Source organism: Antarctobacter sp. (genome assembly GCF_965277915.1).
Classification (GTDB): Bacteria; Pseudomonadota; Alphaproteobacteria; order Rhodobacterales; family Rhodobacteraceae; genus Antarctobacter.
The window spans coordinates 625,716-647,405 of the sequence record NZ_OZ255849.1 but is presented as its reverse complement, the minus strand read 5'-3'; the positions used below and the strand labels follow the sequence as shown (position 1 = coordinate 647,405).

Sequence of the window (21,690 nt, the reverse complement as noted above, 5' to 3'; positions counted from 1 at the left end):
CGTGGGCCCTAGGCAAGGGGCAGAGTCAGCCTGGGATCAAAGCGCCTCGCACTGCGCGCGCGCGGCCTTGCCCACCTCGGGCGTCAACTGCGCTTCGGGCAAGAGAAAGATGAAATCCACCAGTTGCCCCGCGGCGTCCTTGCCCATCTCCCGGGTCATGGTACGGCGCACCTTTGCCTTGCTGTCCCCGTCCAGCCGGGCCTGTACGGCCGCATTGAACCAGGTCTCTGTCTGAACGCATCTGTCGACGTCCTGCGCCACGGCGGCGGACGCTCCGAACCCGAGAACAGCGATCATGACCAAAGCGCGCATGGCGGTACCCTTTCTACCAGACTGAACGGCGTTCTAGCCCGCGGCCCTCCGCCCGGCAACCAAGACCATGATATCGGCAATTTCATGCGCAAGCGTCCGCGCCATGGAGCGGAAGCACATGATCTGCAGCCCCTCGGCCCGCCGACTGATCGAGACCGTCATGTGCTGGCAGAGCGTCCGCGCCGCGGCACCTTCGGGAAAGGCCACGGGCCGCAGGTCGATGGGGACAAGGCGCGCCAGGACGTCTTCGGCATCCTCACCGGCCAGCAGGACGACCGCCCAGGCATCGGACTGGTCCGTCATCGCAGCATGATCGGCCAGCGCGGGATCCGGCTCCGGCCCGATCAGAAAGGCCTGGTCCTTTGCCGTCCAGAGACAGGTCGCGCCCTCGGTCTGCTCCACCCTGCCCGGTGCGGGAAAACCCAGTCCATGCGCGCGCTCCAGCGCGGCAGAAAGCGCGGCCCCCTGCCCCCGGAACGGCATCAGCGAGGTGATCCGCCCCGGGTCCAGTTCGCTCAGCGTCACGTTGCCCTTGCGCAGCGGCAACAGCCCGCTGCAGGGCGTCAAAGCCGTCAGATCAACCACGCAACCGCCCTCCATCTTCGTCAAAGGCCACCGGATCGGTCACGATACAGGCCTCTTCCGTGCCCCGGACATGATCCACCATCCTGATCTCCTCGCCGTGCCGCGCGCGCCCGTTCCTGAGAAACCCCAGCCCAAGGAAAGTGCCCAGGGACGGCGAAAACCCGACCGAGGTGATATAGCCCAAATCATTGGCCCGAACCGCCTCTACCCCCTTGTCGAACAGATGCGCCCCGGCGGTCAGAGTCCGGCCCTTGGTGACAGGCCGCAGCCCCACCAACTGTTCGCGGTCCTCCTCGATCATCCCCGGACGTGAGGCCAGCGTCTTGCCGATACAGTCCTTCTTGGCCGAGACCATACGTGCAAAACCGATATCAAAGGCGGTGGTGCGCCCGTGGATCTCGGCATGGGTAATATGGCCCTTCTCGATCCGCAGCACGTTCAGCGCCTCCATTCCGTAGGGTCCACCGCCCAGCGCCTCGGCCCGGCCCAGCAGCACTTCGAAGAGGCTGGCACCATAACGCGCGGGCACTGCGATCTCATAGGCATGTTCGCCGGAAAAGCTGATCCGGAAGAGGCGCGCGGCCACGCCGCCGATGCTGACCGGCCCGCACTGCATGAAAGGAAAGCTGTCATCACTGATCGGGCTGTCCAGCAGCCCGTTCAGCAGTTCGCGCGACTTGGGCCCGGCGACGGCAAACTGGGCCCATTGCTCGGTGACAGAGATGAACCGCACGTCCATCGCGCCACAATATGCCTGCCGTACCCAGTCGAGATGTTTCATGACCTCGCCGGCGGCGGCGGTCGTCGTGGTCATGATCCACTGGGTGTCGGACAATCGCGCGGTGGTGCCGTCATCCATCACATGTCCGTCCTCGCGCAGCATGAGCCCATAGCGCACGCGCCCCGGCTTCAGCGTCGAGAACCTGTTGGCGTAGACGAAATCAAGGAAGGCGCCCACGTCGCGCCCCTGCAGGTCGATCTTGCCCAGTGTCGAGACATCGCAGATGCCCACGCTCTCGCGCACCATCTTCACCTCGCGGTCACAGGACTCGCGCCATGTCTTTTCGCCGGGCTTCGGGAAATACGAGGGCCGGTACCACAACCCCGCCTCGACCATCGGCGCACCGCGCGCGACACTGGCCTCATGCGAGGTAGTAAACCTCTGTGGGGCGAACCCCTTGCCCTGCGACCCGGCCCCCATCGCTGCGATGGCAACGGGCACATAGGGCGGGCGAAAGGTGGTCGTCCCCGTCTCGGGGATGTCGCGCCCGGTGGCATCGGCAAGGATCGCCAGCGCCTGCACGTTCGAGCTCTTGCCCTGGTCGGTTGCCATACCCTGCGTCGTGTAGCGCTTCATGTGCTCGACGCTGCGGTAATTCTCGGTGGCTGCCTGTTTGACGTCCTTCACGGTCACGTCGTTCTGGAAATCCAGCCAGGCCCGCCCCTTGCCCGGCACGGCCCAGAGCCTGCGAACGCGGTACTCTGTATCCTCTGCCGCCGGGATCACCGGAAGCGCGCCGCTGTGCCCCAGCGCCTCGGCCACCGCCAGCCCCGCCTCGGCCCCTTCGCGCAGGCAGGCAGCGGTGGAAAAAGTGCCGCGCGCGGCCCCCGCCACAGTCATCCCCGGGACCGCGCCTTCGCGCGGGACGAAGGCGGCAATGCGCTCGTCCCAGACGGGCTGCCCGTTCAGATGACAGGTCAGGTGCACAGCCGGGTTCCAGCCGCCCGAAACCCCCAGCGCCTCGGCCTGCAACCGCTTTGTCGCGCCCTGCGGACCAATCAGGTCCACGGCCTCCAGGCTCTTGGCCCCATGTGCCCGCGCCACCTGCCATCCCGGGTAGAATGGCACATCCCCGGCCTTGTTGTCCGCATCGTGGCGGCTGTCCACCAGCGCCACGACGTCCAACCCGGCCAGATGCATGTCCCGCGCCGTCCGATGCGCGTCATCGTTGTTGCCAAAGACCGCCACGCGCCGCCCCGGCGCCACGCCCCAGCGATTGAGATAGCCGCGCAGCGCCGCCGCCATCATGACGCCGGGTCGGTCGTTGTCACGAAAGGCGATATGCCGCTCCAGCGCGCCGGTACACAGCACGGCACGCTTTGCCGCGATGCGCCAAAAGCACTCCAGCGGCGCATCGCCCGGATCGGCCAGGTGTTGCGCCACCCGCTCCAACGCGCCATAGGTGCCACCGTCATAGGCGCCGGTCACGGTGGTGCGCGGCATCAGGCGGACATTTTCCATCGTCGCCAATTCGCCAGCCAGCGCCGTGGCCCAGCTGCATCCCGCCTCTCCATCGACCTCTTCGTCCTCGGCCTGCAAACGACCGCCGAAACAGCAATCCTCTGAGGCCAGTATCACCTCTGCCCCGGCCCGTGCCGCCGTCAGCGCCGCCATCAGCCCGGCAGGCCCGCCGCCGATCACCAGCACGTCGCAAAAGGCATAGGCCTTTTCATAGCGGTCCGCGTTGGCTTCGCCCGACAGCGCGCCCAGTCCGGCGGCTCGCCGGATCATCGGCTCGTAGAGCTTCTCCCAAAACGCCTTGGGCCACATGAAGGTCTTGTAGTAGAAGCCCGCGCCAAAGAAGGGCGCGGCAAGGTCGTTCACCCCCAGAACATCGAAGTCGAGCGAGGGCCAGCGATTCTGGCTGACCGCCTCCAGTCCCTCGTAAAGCTCCTGCATCGTGGCGCGGGTGTTCGGGTCGGCCTGCGCCCCATTGCGCACGGTGACAAGCGCGTTGGGTTCTTCGGACCCGGCGGTCAGAACGCCGCGCGGGCGGTGATACTTGAAGCTGCGCCCCATCAGGCGCACATCCGCCCCCAAGAGCGCCGAGGCCAGCGTATCTCCGGCAAAGCCACTGAACGCCTTGCCGTCAAAGGTGAAACTCACCGGGCGGGTCCGATCCACACGCCCCTTGCCATCAATCCGCATCGGCATTCTCCACCAAACCGACCGAGAAAACCTCGTGCGTCAGGGTATCGCGCTCGACCACCAGCCAGGCGGTACAGCCCGCCTCGTGATACCAAAGCTCGCGCGTGCGGCCCGCAGGGTTGTCACGCAGGTGCAGCCAGTCGACCCAGTCCTGCTCCGGGGCCTCCGCCCCGGGCCGGTCCAGCATCACCGCATCGCCCTGGTAATAAAATTCGCGCCGGTCACGCTCGCCGCAGATCGGACAGGTCAATCGCATGGCGTCACATCCCCGTACAATTGGCGTCATCCGTGCGGTACAGGCGGTAGCTGACCCATTGGCCCGGAATCTCGGCCATATCCATCACGCCCCCGCATTCACCGGAATTGCCGACCACCATGTACCGCGTCCGGAACACCATGCCCTGTGCATCCTGCTTGGTGATTTCCATCCGGCCGCCGTCGCATTCGACCTGGCAGATCGGCGCGCCGCTCTCGGTGCCGCAGATCAGGAACTGCTGCAACCGCGCCCCCACCCAGGGCGCGCCACGGGCATGGCCCTGGTTGACGGGCACCACCTCGATCCGCGCCTCGCGCGCGACCTCGGTCATCCAGGGCCCGACCCAAAGCCGCACTGCGCGCACGACCTGTGCCGGCTGGTCCCGCAAATGCGCGTCGGAATAGAACCGCGTGTAGCAGCCGGGCCGGATCTCTTCCGCCTGCACGACGGCCCCTGCGAGCACCTTCATGACCGCAAGCGCGCATACCTGCAGCTTCTTCTCTCCGAAAATACTCATCTTCAGCCCTCCAGAAGCGCCTAGTGCAGGTTATGCTGCGCGCCCGTCCCTTCTTCGTCCATGATCCCGCGCCCGGTGCTGAACCGGTCAAGCCGGAACCCTGCCGCCGGCTCGTGATGCCTGTCTTGGGCGATCAGATGCGCAAAGGAAAAGCCCGAGCCCGGCACAGCCTTGAACCCGCCGTAGCACCAGCCGCAGTTCAGGTAGAGCCCCTCGATCCCCGTCTTGTCGATGATGGGAGAGCCATCGGGCGACATATCCATGATCCCGCCCCAGCTGCGCAGCACCCGCGCCTTGCCGATCATCGGCATCAGCGTCATCGCCGCCTCCATTACATGTTCTGCCATCGGCAGGTTGCCCCGCGCCGCGTAGGACGCGTAGAAATCGAGGTCGCCGCCAAAGACCAGCCCGCCCTTGTCCGATTGACTGATATAGAAGTGCCCCATGCCAAAGGTCACCACCTGGTCGATGCAGGGCTTCAAACCCTCGGTCACAAAGGCCTGCAGGACATGGCTCTCGATCGGCAGGCGCATCCCCGCCAATCCCGCCACCTGCCCCGATCGACCCGCCACGACGATACCCACCTTCCTGGCCCGGATCGCCCCGCGCGTGGTCTGCACGCCTGTGACCCGTCCTTCCTGGACGTCTATGCCGGTCACCTCGCAGTTCTGGATAAGGTCGACGCCGCGAATGTCCGCTCCCCGTGCATAGCCCCAGGCCACCGCGTCGTGCCGCGCCGTGCCGCCGCGCGCATGCCAGAGCCCGCCGTAGATGGGAAAACGCCCGTTGTCGAAATCGAGAAACGGCACCATCTCGCGGACCTGCTCGGGCGTCAGCAGCTCGGCATCGTCGCCCTGGTTGCGCATGGCATTCCCGCGCCGGGCAAAAGCGTCGCGCTGACCATCGGAATGGCACAGGTTCAGCACGCCGCGCTGGCTCATCATGGTGTTGAAGTTCAGCTCCTGTTCCATGCCCTCCCAGAGTTTCAGGGAATGGGAATAGAACTCGGAGTTGCCGGGCAGCCCGTAGTTGGCGCGGACGATGGTGGTGTTGCGGCCAACGTTGCCGCCCCCCAGATACCCCTTTTCAAGCACGGCGACATTGGTCAGCCCGTGTTCCTTGGCCAGGTAGAACGCGGTGGCCAGACCGTGCCCGCCGCCGCCGATGATCACGATATCATATTCGGGTTTCGGCTCCGGGTCACGCCAATGCGGGCGCCATCCGCGATTGCCCGTCAGCCCCTGGGCCAGAACTTTCAAACCGGAAAAGCGCATCGCCCCCTCCAACAGTACCGGAGCGTAGCAAAGCAGCCCCGCCGCCCGGGATCAATTCCCCCAGGCGACGGAACATGACGTTTTCGTGCCTGAAGCGGGCGGCTGAGCGATCAGCCGTCGTTCCAGACGATCTTGGGCGCAAAGCGCGGGCGGGTGAAGCCGTAATTGTAGAACAGTCCCGCTCCCGTCAGGCCCGGGATCGCAAAGGGCGGATCGTAATAGGTCTCGGTCTCGACCACGATCACCCGCTCATTGTGCAGCATCTGGGGCAGCTGATCGTACATGTCCGTGACCTGCGCCGTCTGCAGCGCGCTGAAGGTGCCCCGGGTCTGGGACCACTCGGCCTCGTATGCGGCGGCGTCGCCGTTGTACCGCACCAGCGTCACTCGCAGCGAGGAATCCCCGCCGGGCCGCACAAGGAAGTCCAGCAGTTCGATCATACCGTCGAGGTAGGACCCGTCGATCGGATCCGTCTCGCGCGAGATCGCGTCTGAGATCGTATAGGCTGCCTTGGTGTTCAGCGCCTTGTAGCGGAAGGCATCGTGCAAAGAGAAGGTGGCAGCCAGCAGGAACAGGACGAAGGGCAGCCAGATCAGGCTTTCCAGCGCAACGTTGCCCCGGGTATCGGCGGCGAAGCGGCGCAGGTGGCGAAGTATCGAAGAGCGGATCATGGCACTTACCTCGGTTCCTGGACGAATGCGGATGTGGCGACCAGCTGCGCATAGCCCTGCGGGTCCTTGGGCAGGGCCATGCCAAAGGATGTGGTCGGCATGGCGGGCTTGTATTTCAGGCAGGCGCGCAGCAGCATCATCTGGTTGTCGAGCCCGGGGACGAAATTGCGAACCGGCCGCGGGTCTTCCTCGGCATTGATGCAGTCGGCCGTGGGCGGGACGGCGGCAAAGTTGCGCGGATCGACCTGGATCATTTCCAGACGCAGGTTTTCCGTGCAGCTGTCGACGATCACCGCCTCGTCGCAGATCTTTTGCCGCACCTCATCGTAGGTGGGGATGGCGCCGGTGTTCAGGCGGATTTCCCGCGTCGCCAGGTCCACGCCCCTCTCGAGCAGCGCGTGCCGCAGGTTCATGTAGCCCATCTCGACCGTTGCGGCGAGGATGAAGAAGAAGACCGTGAAGTAGATCGAGAATTCGACGGTACTGGACCCCTCCTCGTCACGGCGGAACCCCTTGAGCATTTCAAACAGACGTTGGGTCATTGGATCAGCCTCAGGTTGTTGATCTGGCGTGCGATCGTATCGAAGGTGTCGTAGATCTCGGCGCCCTGGACGTGGAAGAAATGGCTGGCCGAAGAGGCGCAGGAGAGCATTTCCGCAGCGGCCGCATCATCGGTCTCGAAGGCGATGGTGAAGACGGTCACGCCGCGCTGCCGGGCCAGGTCGCATTGCTTTTGCAGGTTGCTCTTGTTCTTGGACTGCAGAGACATGTTGTAGTACGCGCCTCCACCCTGTTGCAGCAGTTCCACCTCGCCATTGACCGGATCACGAGGATCGTTCGGGCGGAACTGGTCCGTGGTCTGGCCATCGGTCATGAGGACGATGTATTTTTCCGTCTCGGGGTCGTGCCAGTCGATCGGACGACCTTCAAAGCGGGAGTCCACCAGGCCGTTCGCAATCAGGTGGCTGACCTCGTCGCGGTTGGCCGGGTCGAGCAGGGCCAGACCGTACTTCATGCCGTACTGGGTACCTGTTCCGTCGTGCATCCGCATGTCCGCGATGAACTGCAGCAGCGCGTCGCGATCGGCAGAGTAATACTGCACGGCCATCTGCTCACCCGGGCACCAGCCCCAGTCCATGACCTCTTCGTCGATGTCCCAGTGATGGAAATGCGGAACATAGTCGTCGGACAAGGGCAATGCCGTGGTGTCGAACTCGTCATCGTAGATCTCGACACAGGAGGACGGCATGTTGATGTGAACCGGATCTTCGGGGCTTTCGTCGGTCGTGTCCGGGCCGGCAGGCAGATCCCCAAGGTTCGGCGAGACGTAGGATTCCGCCCAGGCGACAAAGTCGATACTGCCGTAGCTATAGGTGCTACCGGGGATCTTGCCGCGGTTCTTGGTCGGGCCCAGGTCCGAGTCCGGTCCGTTCTGGTCGCCCTTGACCTGGAAATACCGCGTTCTTTGCTTGCCGCCCTTGATCGAGATGCCCAGGAACTGGCCGGGATCGCTCAGCTTGTTGTCCTGGGCAATCATGTAGGCCACGGCTCCGCGATAAAAGTCGTCGACGTCGCGCGGGGCGTTCTCGGGGAACCCTTCGATCTTGTGGGCGCGGTTGTAGATATCGTCGCCATCGGTGTCGAAATAGATCACGATGTTCGAAATCGCCTGTTCCCATGGGCTGAAGTAGTCACCGAGATCGACCACGGGTTCGGGATCGGGATCGGGCGTAGGCTCGGGATCCGGGGTGGGGATGTCCGGGCGTTCGCCGCGGAAATAGTCGAACAGGATGTCGCCGGGGTTCACCTGTCCTGCGAAGGGAACCAGGTTCAGCGTGGTCACGCCGTTGGTCTCATCCGTCATCACCTTGTGGACAAAGTTCTGCGCCGCGGGCTTGAGCCGCACCATGCGCTCGTTCCAGCGCATCGACCCCGAAATATCCAGCACCAGGCTGATTTCCACGTTGGCGATCTTTTCCTCGGCAACGCTGAGCGCCGGCGGCGTCAGGCTGTCATGGCCGCTCAACTTGAGGAAATAGGTCGGGATGGTCGTTTCGCCCCAGGCTTTGACCGTCCGGTGATTGAGCCCCCAGTCGACCTGGGTTCCCAGCAGGACGTGTTCCATCCCCGCCTTGTCCATGTAGTCGCGGACGACGTCATCCGAAGACAGGTACTGGTCAAGGTCCGCAGCGGCCAGAACCGCGCGGTCCATCTGCGTCTGCATCCGGGCGCGTGTTGATTCAAACCGCATGATGTCCACCGCGGCGCCGGAGATCACGAGGATCAGCAGCACCATCAAGACTGAAAACACCGTGACATTGCCGTCCTCGGGTTTCAGAAATCGGTGCGCCCGTCCGCGTATCGCTTGGCATCTTTCCATGACCATTCTCCCACTTCGACAGGCCTTTCTGGCCGCAGTAGGGAATGGTTAACAATTGTGCCGCTATTGAGGCGCAAACCGGTACAGTCTTGGATTTTTTCCGTGGTATTGCTGCTTCGGCATATCCAAATGAATAGGTGACACCACCCTCAGGTTCAGCACCCCATGTCATTGGATCAGCCTCAGGTTGTTTATCTGGCGCGCGATACTGTCAAAGGCATCGATGATCTCGGAGCCGTGCACATGGAAGAAATGGCTGTCGGACGAGGCGCAAAGCCGCATTTCCTCTGCCGCTGCGACCGTGGTCTCGAAAGCGATGGTAAAGACCGTGACCCCCCGTTCGCGCGCCAGGTCGCATTGCTGGTAGAAATTGGCCAGGTTGGACGCACGTCCGGTGCGGACGTGATAGCTGGCCGCGCCCTGGTTCAGCAATTCCACCTCACCATTGATCGGCGCGTAGGGATTGTTGGGGCGGAACTGGTCGGTGATCTGACCATCGGTCATCAGGACGATGTATTTCTCGGTCTCCGGGTCGTTCCAGTCGATCGGCCGCCCCTGAAAGCGGGCCTCGATCACGCCTTCGGAAATCAGGTGGCTGACCGCATCGCGCGTCGTCGGATCCAGCAACGCCAGCGCGTATTTCATGCCGAATTGCGCACCCGTACCGTCATGCATCCGGATGTCGTCGATGAATTGCTGCAGGCCGGCAGGATCGGCCGAGTAGTACTGGATCGCGGTGTCGTCCTCGGGGCACCATCCCCAGTCCATCACATCCGGCGCGGTGTCCCAGTGATGAAAATGGGGAACGTATTCGTCGGACACGGGCAGGTTGGAATTGGCGAATTCGAAGCTGTCGATCTCGATGCAGCTGGACGGCATGTTGATATTGATCTCGGCCAGCCCCTGCGCCGCGCCCGGGCCGTCGTAGGACGCCTCCCAACTCTCGAAGTCGATCGACCCGTAGGACACTTCCGTCCCGGGGATCTTGCCCTTGTTCTTGGTGGGACCAAGGTCGGACAAGGGCCCGTTGGAATCGCCCCGCACCGTGAAATACCTGGTGGTCTGTGTGCCCCCCTTGATCGAGATACCCAAAAACTCGCTGGAGGACGACAGGCGCCAGTCCCGTGAAACCGCCTCGGCCACGGCACCGCGAAAAAACTCATCGACGTCGCGCGGCGCGTCCTCGGGGAATCCCTGGATCTTGTGCGCGCGGTCAAAGATATCGTCACCGTCCGTGTCGAAATACATCACGATGTTCGAGATCGCCTGCTCCCAGGGCGGGAAGAAATCCGGTGTGCCGCCGTCAGGCACCTCGAGTTCGACCACCGGGACAGAAGGCCGCTCGCCGCGAAAATACTCGAACATCTCGTCGCCCGGGTTCACCTGGCCCGCGAAGGGGATCAGGTTCAGGGTCGTGACGCTTTCGGCGCTTTCGGACATGACCTTTTGGACAAAGTTCTTGGCGGCCGGCTTGAGATTGTCCAGCCGACCGTTCCAGCGCATCGATCCGGAAATATCCAGCACAAGGCTGATTTCGACGTTGGCGATGCGCTCCTCGGCGGTGGCCAGCGCGTTTGCGGGCAGAACGTCCCGGCCTGACATGCGCAGGAACAGGGTCGACAGGCTGGACGCCGCATCGGCGCCGACGGTGCGTTCGTTCAGGCCCTGGGTGACATTGATACTGGTGACGAACGAATCCAGCCCTGCCTTGGCGACGTAATCGTTCACCACGAAGGTCGGATCCTGGAACTGGTCCAGATCGGCGGCGGCCAGCACCGCGCGGTCAAGTGTCGTCTGCAGTCGCGCCCGCGACGCTTCTTGCCGCATGAGATCGACAGAGGCGCCCATGATCGTCATGGCCAGCAGCGCGATGTAGACCGAATAGATGGTGATGGTGCCGCTCTCGTCGCGGACGAAACGTCCGATCGCGCTTGAGGCGCGCAGCAGGGGGGAGCGGGACGTGAATGCAAATCTTGCCATCTTGGGTCTCCGATTTGACCGCACGGAACGAAACCGGCGGAACGGAACCCGTTTTCGAGTAAGATTCGGTCAACCCTCCGGCCAGAAATGCGGCAGAAGAATGGCCTAAGAAGATGATTTTCTACAAGTTCGGTCGGCTTTCATCACAAAGGGCGACCGATCCGGCCGCCCCTTGCGGTGCATTTGCCGCGATCAGAGCCCCTTGGCGCGATAGCTGGCCGCAACCCTGTCGATGGCCACGATGAAGGCGGCGGTTCGCAGGTCGGTGACATCCTTGCGGCTGTGCCAGACCTCGCTGATGGACTGGTAGGCGATACGCATCGTGTCATCCAGCCCCGAGCGCACCAGTTCCAGTTCGTCCGCCCCGCGCAGGTAGCGCGCCTTGAAGTCCGGCGTCATTGACCACTTGTCGCCCAAATGATCCGACAACCGCTCTAGCTCGCGCACGATCAGCTCGTGCCGAGCCTCTTCCTGGCGGCGCTGCATCCGGCCAAAGCGGATGTGACTCAGGTTCTTGACCCATTCGAAATAGGACACCGTCACACCACCGGCGTTGGCGTACATGTCGGGAATGATGACGACGCCCCTTTCACGCAGGATGTCATCGGCCCCGGCAGTGATCGGGCCGTTCGCGGCCTCGATGATCAGCGAGGCCTTGATGTTATGCGCGTTGCCAAGGTTGATGACCCCTTCCAGCGCGGCCGGGATAAGGATGTCGCATTCCGCTTCCAGCACCTGTGCGCCCTCGGCGGTATGATTGGCGTCCGGATAGCCCGTCACTCCACCATGCCGGACGATCCAGTCGCGCACCGACTGCACGTCCAGCCCGTCTGGATTGAACAGCGCACCGTCCCTCTCGATGATCCCGGTGATCCGGGCGCCGTCTTCCTCCTGCAGGAACTTGGCCGCGTGGAAGCCCACGTTGCCCAGCCCCTGGACGACGATGCGCTTGCCGTCCAGCGTGCCCGCAAGCCCCGCCTTGGCCTTGTCCTCGGTATGGCGAAAGAACTCGCGCAGCGCGTATTGCACGCCGCGACCCGTGGCCTCTGTCCGGCCCTGGATACCGCCGGCATTGGTCGGCTTGCCGGTGACACAGGCGTTGCCGTTGATGTCGGTGGTATGCATGCGCCGGTACTGGTCGGCGATCCAGGCCATCTCGCGCTCGCTGGTGCCCATGTCGGGCGCGGGCACGTTCTGCGAGGGATTGATCAGGTCCCGCTTGATCAGCTCATAGGCAAAGCGCCGGGTGATCTGTTCCAGCTCATGCTCGTCGTATTGGCGGGGATCGACGCAAAGCCCGCCCTTGGACCCGCCGAACGGCGTTTCGACCAGGGCACATTTATAGGTCATCAGTGCGGCCAGGGCCTCGACCTCGTCCTGGTTGACCTCGGGGGCGAAACGGATGCCGCCCTTGACCGGCTCCATGTGTTCCGAGTGCACCGAGCGATAGCCGGTAAACGTCTGGATCTTGCCCCGCAGCCGCACGCCGAAGCGGACCGTGTAGGTCGCGTTGCACACCCTGATCTTTTCCTCCAGGCCGGGCGGCAGGTCCATCAGCGCAACCGCGCGGTTGAACATAAGATCGACTGACTGTCTGAAGGTCGGCTCATTGGACGGCACGGCGGGCCGCTCGGTAACGACGGACATGGGTTTCCTTCCTTTCCAGTGTCCGCGCGGGGCGCGCCGCACCCCGCGCGCATGGCTCCTCTTGACGGGAGCACGCAGGATCAGCCTAGCCCGGCATGGGCCGTGTCCCAACCCCGGATTTGACCGAGTCGCCCGCAGGGCCTGCCACAACCCCTGCGGGACCATCGTCGGCCCAGGTGAAACAATGCCACAAAGCCGCCTCGCACTGTCCCGCCAACCCCTTGAGTTCAGGGAAAACTCGGCCACGACCGCCCAAGTTTGGCCATTTTGAAATGGCATAAAATTGTCATCAAATCTGATCCGTCCACGGCGTTCCGGGGCTGCCGTGGCGACCCGGTTGAAAGGTGTCCGAATGTTTAGATCAACCACCAGCCTCACGGCGCTCGCGTCGTGCGGCGCCGGCCTGCGAAACGAGCTTCGCCGCTTTGCCGCCGACACATCCGGCAACATGTCCTACCTCGCGATCGTCGGATCGCTGGTCATGATGATCTTCGGGGGCGTCGGCGTCGACATGATGCATGCCGAACTGAAGCGCACCAAGGTCCAGAACACGCTTGACCGCGCGGTTCTGGCCGCCGCCAACCTCGACAACGTGCAAGCGCCCGAGACCGTCGTCCGCGACTATCTCACGGTCATGGGGTTGGGCGACGCGCTGACCACGGTGCAGATCGAACAGGACCTGTCTTCGAAACGCGTGGCGGCAAGGGGCGAGGCATCGATCCAATCCGGTTTCATGTCACTGATCGGCGTGGATTCGCTGGACTCTTCCGGCCTTGCCGCAGCCGAGCATTACAGTTCCAACCTGGAAATCTCGATGGTGCTCGACGTGTCGGGGTCGATGGGCAGAAACAGCAAGATCGACAACCTGCGCGACGCCGCACAGGAGTTCGTCAACATCCTGATGCCGCCCGGAACCGACACGGGGGTTTCGATCTCGGTCATTCCCTACAACGCGACCGTCAACATGGGTGCCACGGTATCGCAGTATTTCGCACTGGACCGCCAGCATTTCCATTCGGCCTGCGCCGAGTTCACCGCGACATCTTTTGCGGCGACGGCACTTGCCCCCGACACACCATTGCAACAGGTCGGCCATTTCGACCCCTATTCACGTTCGACCGCCGGGGGCCACACCCCCTACCAATGGTGCCGCGACGGCGACAACGCCGCGATTGTGCCGCACAGTTCCGATGCCACCCAGCTGAAGACGCAGATCGCCGCGCTCGAGGCCTGGGGCAATACGGCAATCGACGTGGGCATGAAATGGGGCACCGCGCTGCTTGATCCCGCAGCCCGCCCGGCAGTTCAGGCAATGGCCGACGATGGCCTTGTCGCCGTGTCCAATGCCGCGCGCCCCGTGGATTTCGACGTGAACAACACGATGAAATACATCGTCGTGATGACGGATGGCGAAAACACCACGCAATTCGACCTGCCTGATAGCATGAAGGATCCCGGCGCGATGACCGGCGTCTGGGTCAACACCAAGGGCACAGAGACATTCGCAGACGATGACTATTCGGTCCGCCTGGAACGCTACAGTACCAGCACGGATATCACCGACTACTTCCCGACCTATTCGAAAGACATTTCGAACGTCGTGTTCTACTTCGACACGAACAACGACGGAATACATGACATCGCGCACAAGATCGAAGGCTTCCCGGACGGGGGCCCGAAGGACGTTGACGATTTCCTTGAAGGTGCAATCGCGACCCTGATCGGGACAGACGCTGATCTGACCGACAGCGCGCAATTCATGGGCGCGTCGGTCAAGGCGGGCAGGACTTCGTTGTACTACGGGGTGAACAACGACACCAATGGCTCCCTGCCCGATTTGGGACCGGTCATGAACCACGAGACGATCCCGGGACGCACCTACAACTATTCGACCTTCGATTTCACAAGCTGGTCAACCGGCACAGAGATCGCGAAATACTACTGGACCCGCACGGCAAGCGACTGGTCCGAACGATACCAGTCCACGGTTGACGGGGTTGGTGGCGATCCCGATCACGTCCACGAACTGAATTACATCGAACTCTACGACCGGTTCGGGACGCAGGCCGCGGCAAGCTACCTTTTCTCTCAGCCGGTCAACCACGGTTTCATCAGCAACGCGCGATACCATACGATCTCGCAGCCTTACGAGGTGGTGGCCGGCCCCAATAGCGCCGATGCGCGGCTGGACGCGATCTGCGACTCCGCCAAGGCGCAGGGGATCGTGGTTTTTGCAATCGGTTTCGAAGCCCCCTCGCGCGGCCTGGAGGCCATGTCGAACTGCGCCTCCTCGCCCGCGCATTTCTTCGATGTCGAAGGCGCCGACCTGCATGACACCTTCGCAGGTATAGCGCGCACCATCACCCAACTGAGGCTGACCCAATGACCCGCGCGTCCTTTCCCGCCCTGCGCCGCTTCTGGTCCGACGAGGCCGGCAACGCGGTTGTCCCCTACGCCCTCTGGGTGCCGCTGTTCGTGGCCATCATCGTCTCGGCGGTCGAAATCGGCATGATCACCGTGCGCCACACCCAATTGGAGCGCGCCCTGGACCAGTCCGTGCGCGAACTGAAGATCGGCGTGACCGCGCCCAGCCATGACGCGCTCAAGACGGCGATCTGTGCCAAGACCACGGTCCTGCCCGGCTGCAACGAGACGCTGCACCTGGAAATGATCCCGCTGGACATGCGCAACTACGTCGCCCCGCCGGCCTCGGCCGATTGCGCGGACATCAGCCAGGAGGCGACGCCCCAGCGCAATTTCAGTCACGGGGCCGGAGGCCAGATGATGTTCCTGCGCGCCTGCTACAAGTTCCGCCCGCTGACACCCGCGTCGACGCTGAACGCCAGCCTGCCCAAGGACACCGAGGGATATACCGCCATCGTGTCGACCTCTGCCTTCGTCTACGAGCCCAGCTGAGGAGATCCAGCCATGCGACTTCCCGCTTTCCTTGCCCGCTTTGCGCGCGACACCCGTGGCTTCGTCAACGTCGAGGCAGTGATCGTATTTCCCGCACTGCTGTTCCTGTTCGGTGTCGGATGGACCTATTTCGACGCCTTCCGACAGCAAGCGGTCAACCAGAAGGCCAACTACGTCATCGGTGACATGCTGTCCCGCGAGACCGGGGCGATCACGCCGGATTACCTGACCAATGCCCGCCACCTCCTGCGCAACCTGACCAAGACCAGCGGCGCCGAGAGCGACCTGCGCATCACGATCGTGCAATACAGCGAAAGCCATGGCGGTTGGCGGGTGAGCTGGTCGCAGCAACGCGGCGACTATCCCAGCCTCGCCGATGCGGACCTGGCGGCCTATGCAGACAAGCTGCCGTCCGGCGTCAACGGTGAACAGCTGATCCTGGTCGAGACATGGGACAACTACAGCCCGGTGTTCAGCGTCGGCCTCGATACTTTCGAGATCCGCACCTACAGTTTCACGCGCCCGCGCTACGCACCGCAAGTCGTCTTCGAGCAGCCGACCTGATTACCCCAATCGGTTGTCCGAAGAGCAAGGGGCCGCGGCATCTGCCGTGGCCCCTTCGCTATCCGATCAGCTCTTTCGCTGGCTCAGCAGGTGGATCATGATATCGGCCACCGGCTTTGTCTGCGAGGCGGCGGTGACGCCGCCAATGGCCACCCTGCGGCCCAGCCGCCACCAAAGGCCCAGCCGCCAGACGCGGCTCCCCGGTTCCTTGAGAATGATGATGAATCCGTTCGACGGCTTCATCGCAAACATGCCGCGGTCGACCTTCTCGATCTCGTCCAGACGGGCCACCACGGTGCCGTCGCTGTCGGTCAGCGCGTCTTCGGTGAGGATTAGGGAATGCCCCGTCGCCTGCCACATCACCTGCCCCGCCCAGAGCGCCCCCGCGCCCAGCGCAATCAGCACGACCTTCCAGCCCAGCGCCATCCCCGCCGTCATGAAGGCCATCCACAGCATCAGGCCACCCAGGCCCAGCATCGAGACGACCCCGATCACCCGGCGCGATGCGGATGTCGTGATGCGTGCCAGTTCTTCCTCTGCCATCTCCGGGCCTCCCGCGGTTGCGCCGGTCCGTCCTACTGTGGGTCCAGCCCGGGGGAAAGACCCCAGCCCGCCCAACATCCGTGCAAAAGGCCTTAAATCGCGCCAGTTACGGCCCGCACCGCTTCCAAGCCCGGGCACGACGCGATTATATGGGTGGCATGACCACAGCCGGACCATCCGCGATGACGCCCCCCGCCCAGCTTTCCAACCGCCTGCGCGCCCTGTTGATGCGCATTTACCCCGACCGTGACACCGATGAGCTGACCACCAGGGTGATCGAGGCATTCTGGCCGGAAAGCGCGACGGCCCGCAAACGCGCCCGCAAGCCGGGAAACTCGCTGTGGTCGCAAAAGGACGCGGTGCTGATCACCTATGGCGACAGCCTCATCGACGGGGTCTACAAGCCGTTGGACCTGCTGCGCGATTTCCTGGGCAACTACATGACGGGCGTGGTCAACGGCGTGCATATCCTGCCCTTCTTTCCCTTCACCTCGGACGACGGATTTGCCGTCACGGATTACCGCAAGGTGAACCCGACGCTGGGGGACTGGCCCGACATCAGCAGGATCGGCGCGGAATGGCACCTGATGTCCGACCTGGTATTGAACCATGTCTCAAGCCAGGGCACCTGGTTCAACGCCTACCGGCAGGGCCAGGAACCCTACGACAAGTTCTTTTACGAGGCCTCGCCCGAGGACGACCTCTCCGCCGTGGTCCGTCCCCGCACCACGCCCCTGTTGCAGGAGGTCGAGACCTCGAACGGGCTCAAGCATGTCTGGTGCACCTTCAGCCACGACCAGGTGGACCTTGATTTCCGCAACCCCGAGGTGCTGCTGGAAATCATTCGCATCATCCGGCTGCACGTCGATGCCGGGGTCAAGATCATCCGGCTGGATGCCGTGGCCTTCATCTGGAAAGAGCCGGGCACCCCCTCGATCCACCTGCCCAAGACCCACGCCATCGTGCAGCTGTTGCGCGTGCTGGCGGATTTCGCCGCCGAACCGATTGTCCTGCTGACCGAAACCAACGTCCCCAAGACGGAAAACCTCAGCTATTTCGGCCAGTTGAACGAGGCGCACTGGATCTACAATTTCCCGCTGCCGCCACTCATCCTGCACGCGATGCTGTCCGGCGATGCGCGGGCGCTGTCCAACTGGCAACGGGCCATGCCCCCTGCCCCGCATGGCTGCGCCTATCTCAACTTCTCGTCCAGCCATGACGGTATCGGGATGCGTCCCGCCGAGGGGCTGTTGCCGGACGAGGAAATCGCCCAGATGATCAAGACGGTCCAGGCGACGGGCGGGCTTGCCTCGATGCGGGCACTGCCCGGCGGCGGCACGGCGGTCTACGAGTTGAACACCACCTTCTTTTCCGCCATGCAGCGCACCTACAAGGGCGAGGACGGGCTGCAGGTGGATCGCTTCATCTGCTCGCAGACCATCGTCATGTCGCTGGAGGGCATCCCGGCCTTCTACATCCACGCCATGCTGGCGACGGAAAACGACCTGGAGGGCGTGGCGCGGCGCGGCATGAACCGGGCGATCAACCGGCATCGCTGGAACTACCCGGAATTGCGGGAAAAGCTGGCCGATCCGGACAGCGACCAGTCCCGCGTGCTGACCGCCCTGTCAGACCGGTTGCGGTTGCGCGCCAAACAACCGGCGTTCCATCCCAACGCCACGAATTTCACGCTCTCCGTGGACGACCGGGTCTTTGCGGTCTGGCGGCAAGCACTGGACCGCAGCCAGTCGATCTTTGCCCTGCACAATGTGTCCGCCGAAGAGGTGGAACTACCGCCCAAGTCGCTCAACCTGATTGCGGACGAGGAATGGGTGGACCTGCTGTCTGGAGAGACGCTGCATCCTGAGGAGGACGGCGTGACGCTGGCCCCTTACCAGTGCCGCTGGATCACCAACAGAGGTTAGGAGAGATGAGCGACGACCCTAACGGTTGATCGCGACGAGCCATCTCAAAATCAGAAACGATCCTTTGCCGGACGGCCTCAACTATATGTCGGCGAAAGGCAAAGTTTGGATCAACCTGACTCGTCAGGGGCACTTTACTTCAGAGCGGAATACTGGACTTGGAAAGGAGCCAATGTCACACTCCGATCACCAAGAAATTCGATGAGGGCTATTATGTCGAGATTTCTCTCTTTGTTGTTTTTCCTTTTCCCCATGCAACTTTTCGCGGCTGACTTCGAGTTGGTAGAGGGGCGCGACTGTGGCATCTTACTCACCGGTCAGATTCAACCCAGAGATCTGGATCGTTTCCGCGATGCCTATGAACAGGCCTACCCGGAAGAGTCCCAGTTCACAAGCGGGCAGACCATCTGCCTGGATAGCCCGGGCGGAAGCATCGCCGAAACGCTGCGGCTTGCCGAAGAAATTCGAAACCTTGGTGTGGGCACGGTTCTGCGTCAGGATACCTCCTGCCTGTCAGCCTGTGCAGTTCTGTTCATGTTCGGAACGAAGACAGGCTTGGACGGGCGGGAATTCAACCGTCGCATGCACTACACAGCCACCCTTGGCTTCCATCGGCCCAGCCTGACAGTTGACGAGACGCAAACGTACAGCGCGGACGCAGTAAGCCAAGGTTTTGACCTGTCCACGGATGTATTGCAGCGCTTGACGGAATTGGGGTCGCAAACTCACCGAAACTCGCCAATTCCCATAATCTCGACCGACATACTTGTCCAGATGATGATATATGAGGGGCAGAACTTTTTTTATATCGACACCGTTGACAAGGCGGGGAAGTGGATGATCGACGTCTACGGCATTCGATCCCGGGAACGATACGGCATGAAAGAAGTGCTGATTGCTTGTGACAATCTCTGGAACTGGAGCAGTTCCGGCCCCTATCAACCCGTGATTGAGCCGACGTTCGATGAAATTAGAGAAAGGGTTCAGAAGGTCTACTACGACAAACGGGAACCATATTCCACATACACAGATGAACAGCTTCGAAACCCCGCTTGGACCCACAACGTTCAGTACTTGGTCCATGCTCGCGCACAAACTAAAATTCAGGGATTCGAGACGGATCGCTTTTGCCGGATTGACGACTCGAATGTTAGCGCCTGCGGGTATGATTCTCCATACGAAACAAATCTACTAAGGCGCGCCCTCCCAAACTCCATTTGTCACTCAGGGATTGATGCTGATGTAGGATTTGATGATTACCAATTAATTTCTCTCGCTCCCTCCAATTTCCTCCTAAAAGATCTGCAAGATTATTTCGACGGATTTGAAAAGGAAACCCTAGAGGATGTCCAGAAATTCGCATTGGACATCGTTGGACACTGCTCGCCGTCTACAGGTTTTGGCGCCATCGTCAAGTCAACCACAACAGATGTGTCAGTCAAGGCCTCACCGGATCCAATTTCAGAAGACGTCGGAAAACTTATCACCCTGGAATGGGTCGAAATTGCCAGCGAAACTCCCAAGTTCAGTGGACCAGCCGACGCCGTCGCAAGATGTAAATCCATTTGTGAAAGCTACGAAGTGGTTTGGGGCGACGACTCGGTAACAAATTGGGCCCCGCTGAACCCGACGCAGAAGGCGCTTCGCCAGTGTCTCGATGATGACATTATCTGGTGGCAGGTCAAAATCAAGAACGGTCCAAAGGGCTGGGTGAGTGTGCGCCACTTCGGGTGAGGAATGTTTTTTCCTGCTGCCCCTTGCAGTTCTGCGCGGGGCAACATGTCGCCAGCATTGAGTTCGCATTCGTCTCCCTGACGCTGGTCTACGACCAGATGCAACGCGACTGATACCAGGTCAAGCCGCCACCCGGGCGGAGTGTGCGCCCGGCGACTTGCTCGCCTGCCCCGCTACATAGACCTCTTCCACCGCCCGATCGTCGCCCATGACTTGCAGGATGAACAGCTCTTCGGCGAGCGTTTCCGCGCGTTCCATGCGCAGCGCCATCGCCTCCGTCGCGCGGGCGTTCAGTACGACGATATCCGCTTCGGAGCCTTCCTCCAGCGTGCCGATCCTGTCGGCCATGCCCAGCACCTCGGCGTTCCCGCGCGAGGCCCAGTCAAAGGCCTGCAACGGGTGCAGGGCCTGCCCCTGCAGTTGCAGCACCTTGTAGCCCTCGTTCAGGGTCTGCAGTATGGAATAGCTGGTGCCCGCGCCCACGTCCGTGGCGATCCCGCTGGTGATCCCGCGCGCGGACAGCCTGCCGTGATCAAACAGGCCGGATCCCAGGAACAGGTTGGAGGTCGGGCAGAACACGGGATGCGCGCAGGTCTCTGCCAAGGCGTCGATCTCGCGCGGTTCCAGGTGGATGGCATGGCCCAGCAGGCTGTTCCCTCGCAGCAGGCCGTAGCCCTGGTAGACGTCCAGATAATCGCGCGCCTGCGGGTACAGCTCCAGCGTATAGGCGATCTCATCTCGGTTTTCCGACAGGTGGGTCTGGATCGGGCACGTCGGGTTTTCCTGAGCCAGCGCCTGCGCCATCTCCATCTGTTCAGGCGTCGAGGTGATCGCGAAGCGCGGCGAGATCACATAGTCGCAGCGCCCCTTGCCGTGCCATCTGCCAATCAGCGCGGTGCTGTCGTCATAGCCCGATTGCGGCGTGTCGCGCAGACCATCGGGCGCGTTGCGGTCCATCAGAACCTTGCCACCCAGCATCCGCATGTTGCGGCGCACAGCCTCGGTGAAAAAAGCATCGACCGAAGTGGAATGCACCGAGCAGAAGGCCACCGCGCTGGTCGTGCCATGCGCCACCAATTGATCCATGAAGGCGGTCGCCATGCGTGCGGCGTGCGCCTCATCGGAAAAGCGCGTTTCCTCGGGGAAGGTGTAGCTGTTCAACCAATCCAGAAGTTGTGCGCCCCAGGAGGCGATCACCTGCACCTGCGGGAAATGGATATGGGTGTCGATGAACCCGGCCAACAGCAGGTGCGGGCGGTGATCTGTCACGGGCACGCCGGGGGCCGTCCTGGCCACTTCGTCGAAATCCCCGCGCCGGACGATCATCCCGTCCCGTAGCCACAGGGCGCCATCCTCGATGTAGGTAAAGGCGTCGGTATCCTTGCCATCCGCCGGGGCGCGGTGAAAGCTCAGGATGCGGCCGCGCAGAAGTGTCTCTGTCATGGGGTTTCTCGTCT

General features: G+C 62.5%; 18 protein-coding genes. 5 read left to right on the top strand and 13 right to left on the bottom strand.

Going from position 1 to position 21,690, the window contains the following annotated elements:
• Positions 1 to 36: 36 nt before the first annotated feature.
• From ACQY5B_RS04045 to ACQY5B_RS03995, 11 genes are all read right to left on the bottom strand, one after another.
• Positions 37 to 297 carry a hypothetical protein gene (locus ACQY5B_RS04045; protein ID WP_420326270.1) on the bottom strand — a complete coding sequence of 87 codons (261 nt, stop codon included), beginning with the start codon at positions 295 to 297 and terminating at the stop codon, positions 37 to 39.
• 48 nt (positions 298 to 345) lie between these two features.
• Entirely contained in the window at positions 346 to 897 is a 552-nt protein-coding gene (locus tag ACQY5B_RS04040) for a sarcosine oxidase subunit gamma (protein WP_420326271.1), read from the bottom strand.
• Positions 890 to 3,826, bottom strand: a complete 2,937-nt coding sequence (locus ACQY5B_RS04035; protein WP_420326272.1) for a sarcosine oxidase subunit alpha family protein — start codon at positions 3,824 to 3,826, stop codon at positions 890 to 892. Before ACQY5B_RS04035 ends, ACQY5B_RS04040 begins: the two co-directional genes overlap by 8 nt.
• Entirely contained in the window at positions 3,816 to 4,082 is a 267-nt protein-coding gene (locus tag ACQY5B_RS04030; RefSeq protein ID WP_420326273.1) for a sarcosine oxidase subunit delta, read from the bottom strand. Before ACQY5B_RS04030 ends, ACQY5B_RS04035 begins: the two co-directional genes overlap by 11 nt.
• A gap of 4 nt (positions 4,083 to 4,086) precedes the next feature.
• Entirely contained in the window at positions 4,087 to 4,599 is a 513-nt protein-coding gene (locus tag ACQY5B_RS04025) for a hypothetical protein (protein ID WP_420326274.1), read from the bottom strand.
• A 20-nt stretch (positions 4,600 to 4,619) separates the two neighbouring features.
• Positions 4,620 to 5,873, bottom strand: a complete 1,254-nt coding sequence (locus ACQY5B_RS04020; RefSeq protein ID WP_420326275.1) for a sarcosine oxidase subunit beta family protein — start codon at positions 5,871 to 5,873, stop codon at positions 4,620 to 4,622.
• 110 nt (positions 5,874 to 5,983) lie between these two features.
• The gene (locus ACQY5B_RS04015; protein WP_305969542.1) at positions 5,984 to 6,544 is read right to left on the bottom strand and encodes a TadE/TadG family type IV pilus assembly protein; all 561 of its coding nucleotides are present in this window, start codon (positions 6,542 to 6,544) and stop codon (positions 5,984 to 5,986) included.
• 5 nt (positions 6,545 to 6,549) lie between these two features.
• The gene (locus ACQY5B_RS04010) at positions 6,550 to 7,086 is read right to left on the bottom strand and encodes a TadE/TadG family type IV pilus assembly protein (protein WP_305969543.1); all 537 of its coding nucleotides are present in this window, start codon (positions 7,084 to 7,086) and stop codon (positions 6,550 to 6,552) included.
• Positions 7,083 to 8,924: a TadE/TadG family type IV pilus assembly protein gene (locus tag ACQY5B_RS04005; RefSeq protein ID WP_305969544.1), complete on the bottom strand. Its 1,842-nt coding sequence runs from the start codon at positions 8,922 to 8,924 to the stop codon at positions 7,083 to 7,085. The genes ACQY5B_RS04010 and ACQY5B_RS04005 overlap by 4 nt, the downstream gene beginning before the upstream one ends.
• Before the next feature lie 168 nt (positions 8,925 to 9,092).
• Positions 9,093 to 10,904 (bottom strand): pilus assembly protein TadG-related protein, encoded by a 1,812-nt coding sequence (locus ACQY5B_RS04000; RefSeq protein ID WP_305969545.1) that lies wholly within the window; start codon positions 10,902 to 10,904, stop codon positions 9,093 to 9,095.
• 192 nt (positions 10,905 to 11,096) lie between these two features.
• Positions 11,097 to 12,551, bottom strand: coding sequence for a Glu/Leu/Phe/Val family dehydrogenase (locus ACQY5B_RS03995; RefSeq protein ID WP_305969546.1), 1,455 nt, complete (start codon positions 12,549 to 12,551; stop codon positions 11,097 to 11,099).
• 352 nt (positions 12,552 to 12,903) lie between these two features.
• Between ACQY5B_RS03995 and ACQY5B_RS03990 the strand changes: the two genes are divergently transcribed.
• From ACQY5B_RS03990 to ACQY5B_RS03980, 3 genes are read left to right on the top strand one after another with little or no spacing between them, the layout of a single operon-like run.
• Positions 12,904 to 14,937, top strand: coding sequence for a pilus assembly protein TadG-related protein (locus tag ACQY5B_RS03990; protein ID WP_420326276.1), 2,034 nt, complete (start codon positions 12,904 to 12,906; stop codon positions 14,935 to 14,937).
• Positions 14,934 to 15,467, top strand: coding sequence for a TadE/TadG family type IV pilus assembly protein (locus ACQY5B_RS03985; protein ID WP_420326277.1), 534 nt, complete (start codon positions 14,934 to 14,936; stop codon positions 15,465 to 15,467). The genes ACQY5B_RS03990 and ACQY5B_RS03985 overlap by 4 nt, the downstream gene beginning before the upstream one ends.
• Positions 15,468 to 15,479: 12 nt before the next feature.
• On the top strand, positions 15,480 to 16,031 hold the full coding sequence (locus tag ACQY5B_RS03980; RefSeq protein WP_420326278.1) for a TadE/TadG family type IV pilus assembly protein: 552 nt from the start codon (positions 15,480 to 15,482) through the stop codon (positions 16,029 to 16,031).
• Positions 16,032 to 16,097: 66 nt separating this feature from the next.
• On the opposite strand, the gene ACQY5B_RS03975 is transcribed toward ACQY5B_RS03980, so the two are convergent.
• Entirely contained in the window at positions 16,098 to 16,574 is a 477-nt protein-coding gene (locus tag ACQY5B_RS03975; RefSeq protein ID WP_305969550.1) for a hypothetical protein, read from the bottom strand.
• Positions 16,575 to 16,756: 182 nt separating this feature from the next.
• Here ACQY5B_RS03975 and ACQY5B_RS03970 point away from each other — a divergent pair, with 182 nt between their 5' ends.
• Positions 16,757 to 18,499, top strand: a complete 1,743-nt coding sequence (locus ACQY5B_RS03970) for an alpha-amylase family glycosyl hydrolase (protein WP_420326279.1) — start codon at positions 16,757 to 16,759, stop codon at positions 18,497 to 18,499.
• 213 nt (positions 18,500 to 18,712) lie between these two features.
• Entirely contained in the window at positions 18,713 to 20,233 is a 1,521-nt protein-coding gene (locus tag ACQY5B_RS03965) for a COG3904 family protein (protein ID WP_420326280.1), read from the top strand.
• 120 nt (positions 20,234 to 20,353) lie between these two features.
• Here ACQY5B_RS03965 and guaD read toward each other — a convergent pair whose 3' ends face one another.
• The gene (gene guaD, locus ACQY5B_RS03960; protein WP_420326281.1) at positions 20,354 to 21,676 is read right to left on the bottom strand and encodes a guanine deaminase; all 1,323 of its coding nucleotides are present in this window, start codon (positions 21,674 to 21,676) and stop codon (positions 20,354 to 20,356) included.
• Positions 21,677 to 21,690: the final 14 nt, after the last annotated feature.

Bases quoted from the DNA above. Each gene is read 5' to 3' on its own strand.
- ACQY5B_RS04045 (WP_420326270.1), bottom strand. From the start codon at position 297: ATGATCGCTGTTCTCGGGTTCGGAGCGTCCGCCGCCGTGGCGCAGGAC.
- ACQY5B_RS04035 (WP_420326272.1), bottom strand. From the start codon at position 3,826: ATGCGGATTGATGGCAAGGGGCGTGTGGATCGGACCCGCCCGGTGAGT.
- ACQY5B_RS04030 (WP_420326273.1), bottom strand. From the start codon at position 4,082: ATGCGATTGACCTGTCCGATCTGCGGCGAGCGTGACCGGCGCGAATTT.
- ACQY5B_RS04025 (WP_420326274.1), bottom strand. From the start codon at position 4,599: ATGAGTATTTTCGGAGAGAAGAAGCTGCAGGTATGCGCGCTTGCGGTC.
- ACQY5B_RS04020 (WP_420326275.1), bottom strand. From the start codon at position 5,873: ATGCGCTTTTCCGGTTTGAAAGTTCTGGCCCAGGGGCTGACGGGCAAT.
- ACQY5B_RS04015 (WP_305969542.1), bottom strand. From the start codon at position 6,544: ATGATCCGCTCTTCGATACTTCGCCACCTGCGCCGCTTCGCCGCCGAT.
- ACQY5B_RS04010 (WP_305969543.1), bottom strand. From the start codon at position 7,086: ATGACCCAACGTCTGTTTGAAATGCTCAAGGGGTTCCGCCGTGACGAG.
- ACQY5B_RS04005 (WP_305969544.1), bottom strand. From the start codon at position 8,924: ATGGAAAGATGCCAAGCGATACGCGGACGGGCGCACCGATTTCTGAAA.
- ACQY5B_RS04000 (WP_305969545.1), bottom strand. From the start codon at position 10,904: ATGGCAAGATTTGCATTCACGTCCCGCTCCCCCCTGCTGCGCGCCTCA.
- ACQY5B_RS03995 (WP_305969546.1), bottom strand. From the start codon at position 12,551: ATGTCCGTCGTTACCGAGCGGCCCGCCGTGCCGTCCAATGAGCCGACC.
- ACQY5B_RS03990 (WP_420326276.1), top strand. From the start codon at position 12,904: ATGTTTAGATCAACCACCAGCCTCACGGCGCTCGCGTCGTGCGGCGCC.
- ACQY5B_RS03985 (WP_420326277.1), top strand. From the start codon at position 14,934: ATGACCCGCGCGTCCTTTCCCGCCCTGCGCCGCTTCTGGTCCGACGAG.
- ACQY5B_RS03980 (WP_420326278.1), top strand. From the start codon at position 15,480: ATGCGACTTCCCGCTTTCCTTGCCCGCTTTGCGCGCGACACCCGTGGC.
- ACQY5B_RS03975 (WP_305969550.1), bottom strand. From the start codon at position 16,574: ATGGCAGAGGAAGAACTGGCACGCATCACGACATCCGCATCGCGCCGG.
- ACQY5B_RS03970 (WP_420326279.1), top strand. From the start codon at position 16,757: ATGACGCCCCCCGCCCAGCTTTCCAACCGCCTGCGCGCCCTGTTGATG.
- ACQY5B_RS03965 (WP_420326280.1), top strand. From the start codon at position 18,713: ATGTCGAGATTTCTCTCTTTGTTGTTTTTCCTTTTCCCCATGCAACTT.
- guaD (WP_420326281.1), bottom strand. From the start codon at position 21,676: ATGACAGAGACACTTCTGCGCGGCCGCATCCTGAGCTTTCACCGCGCC.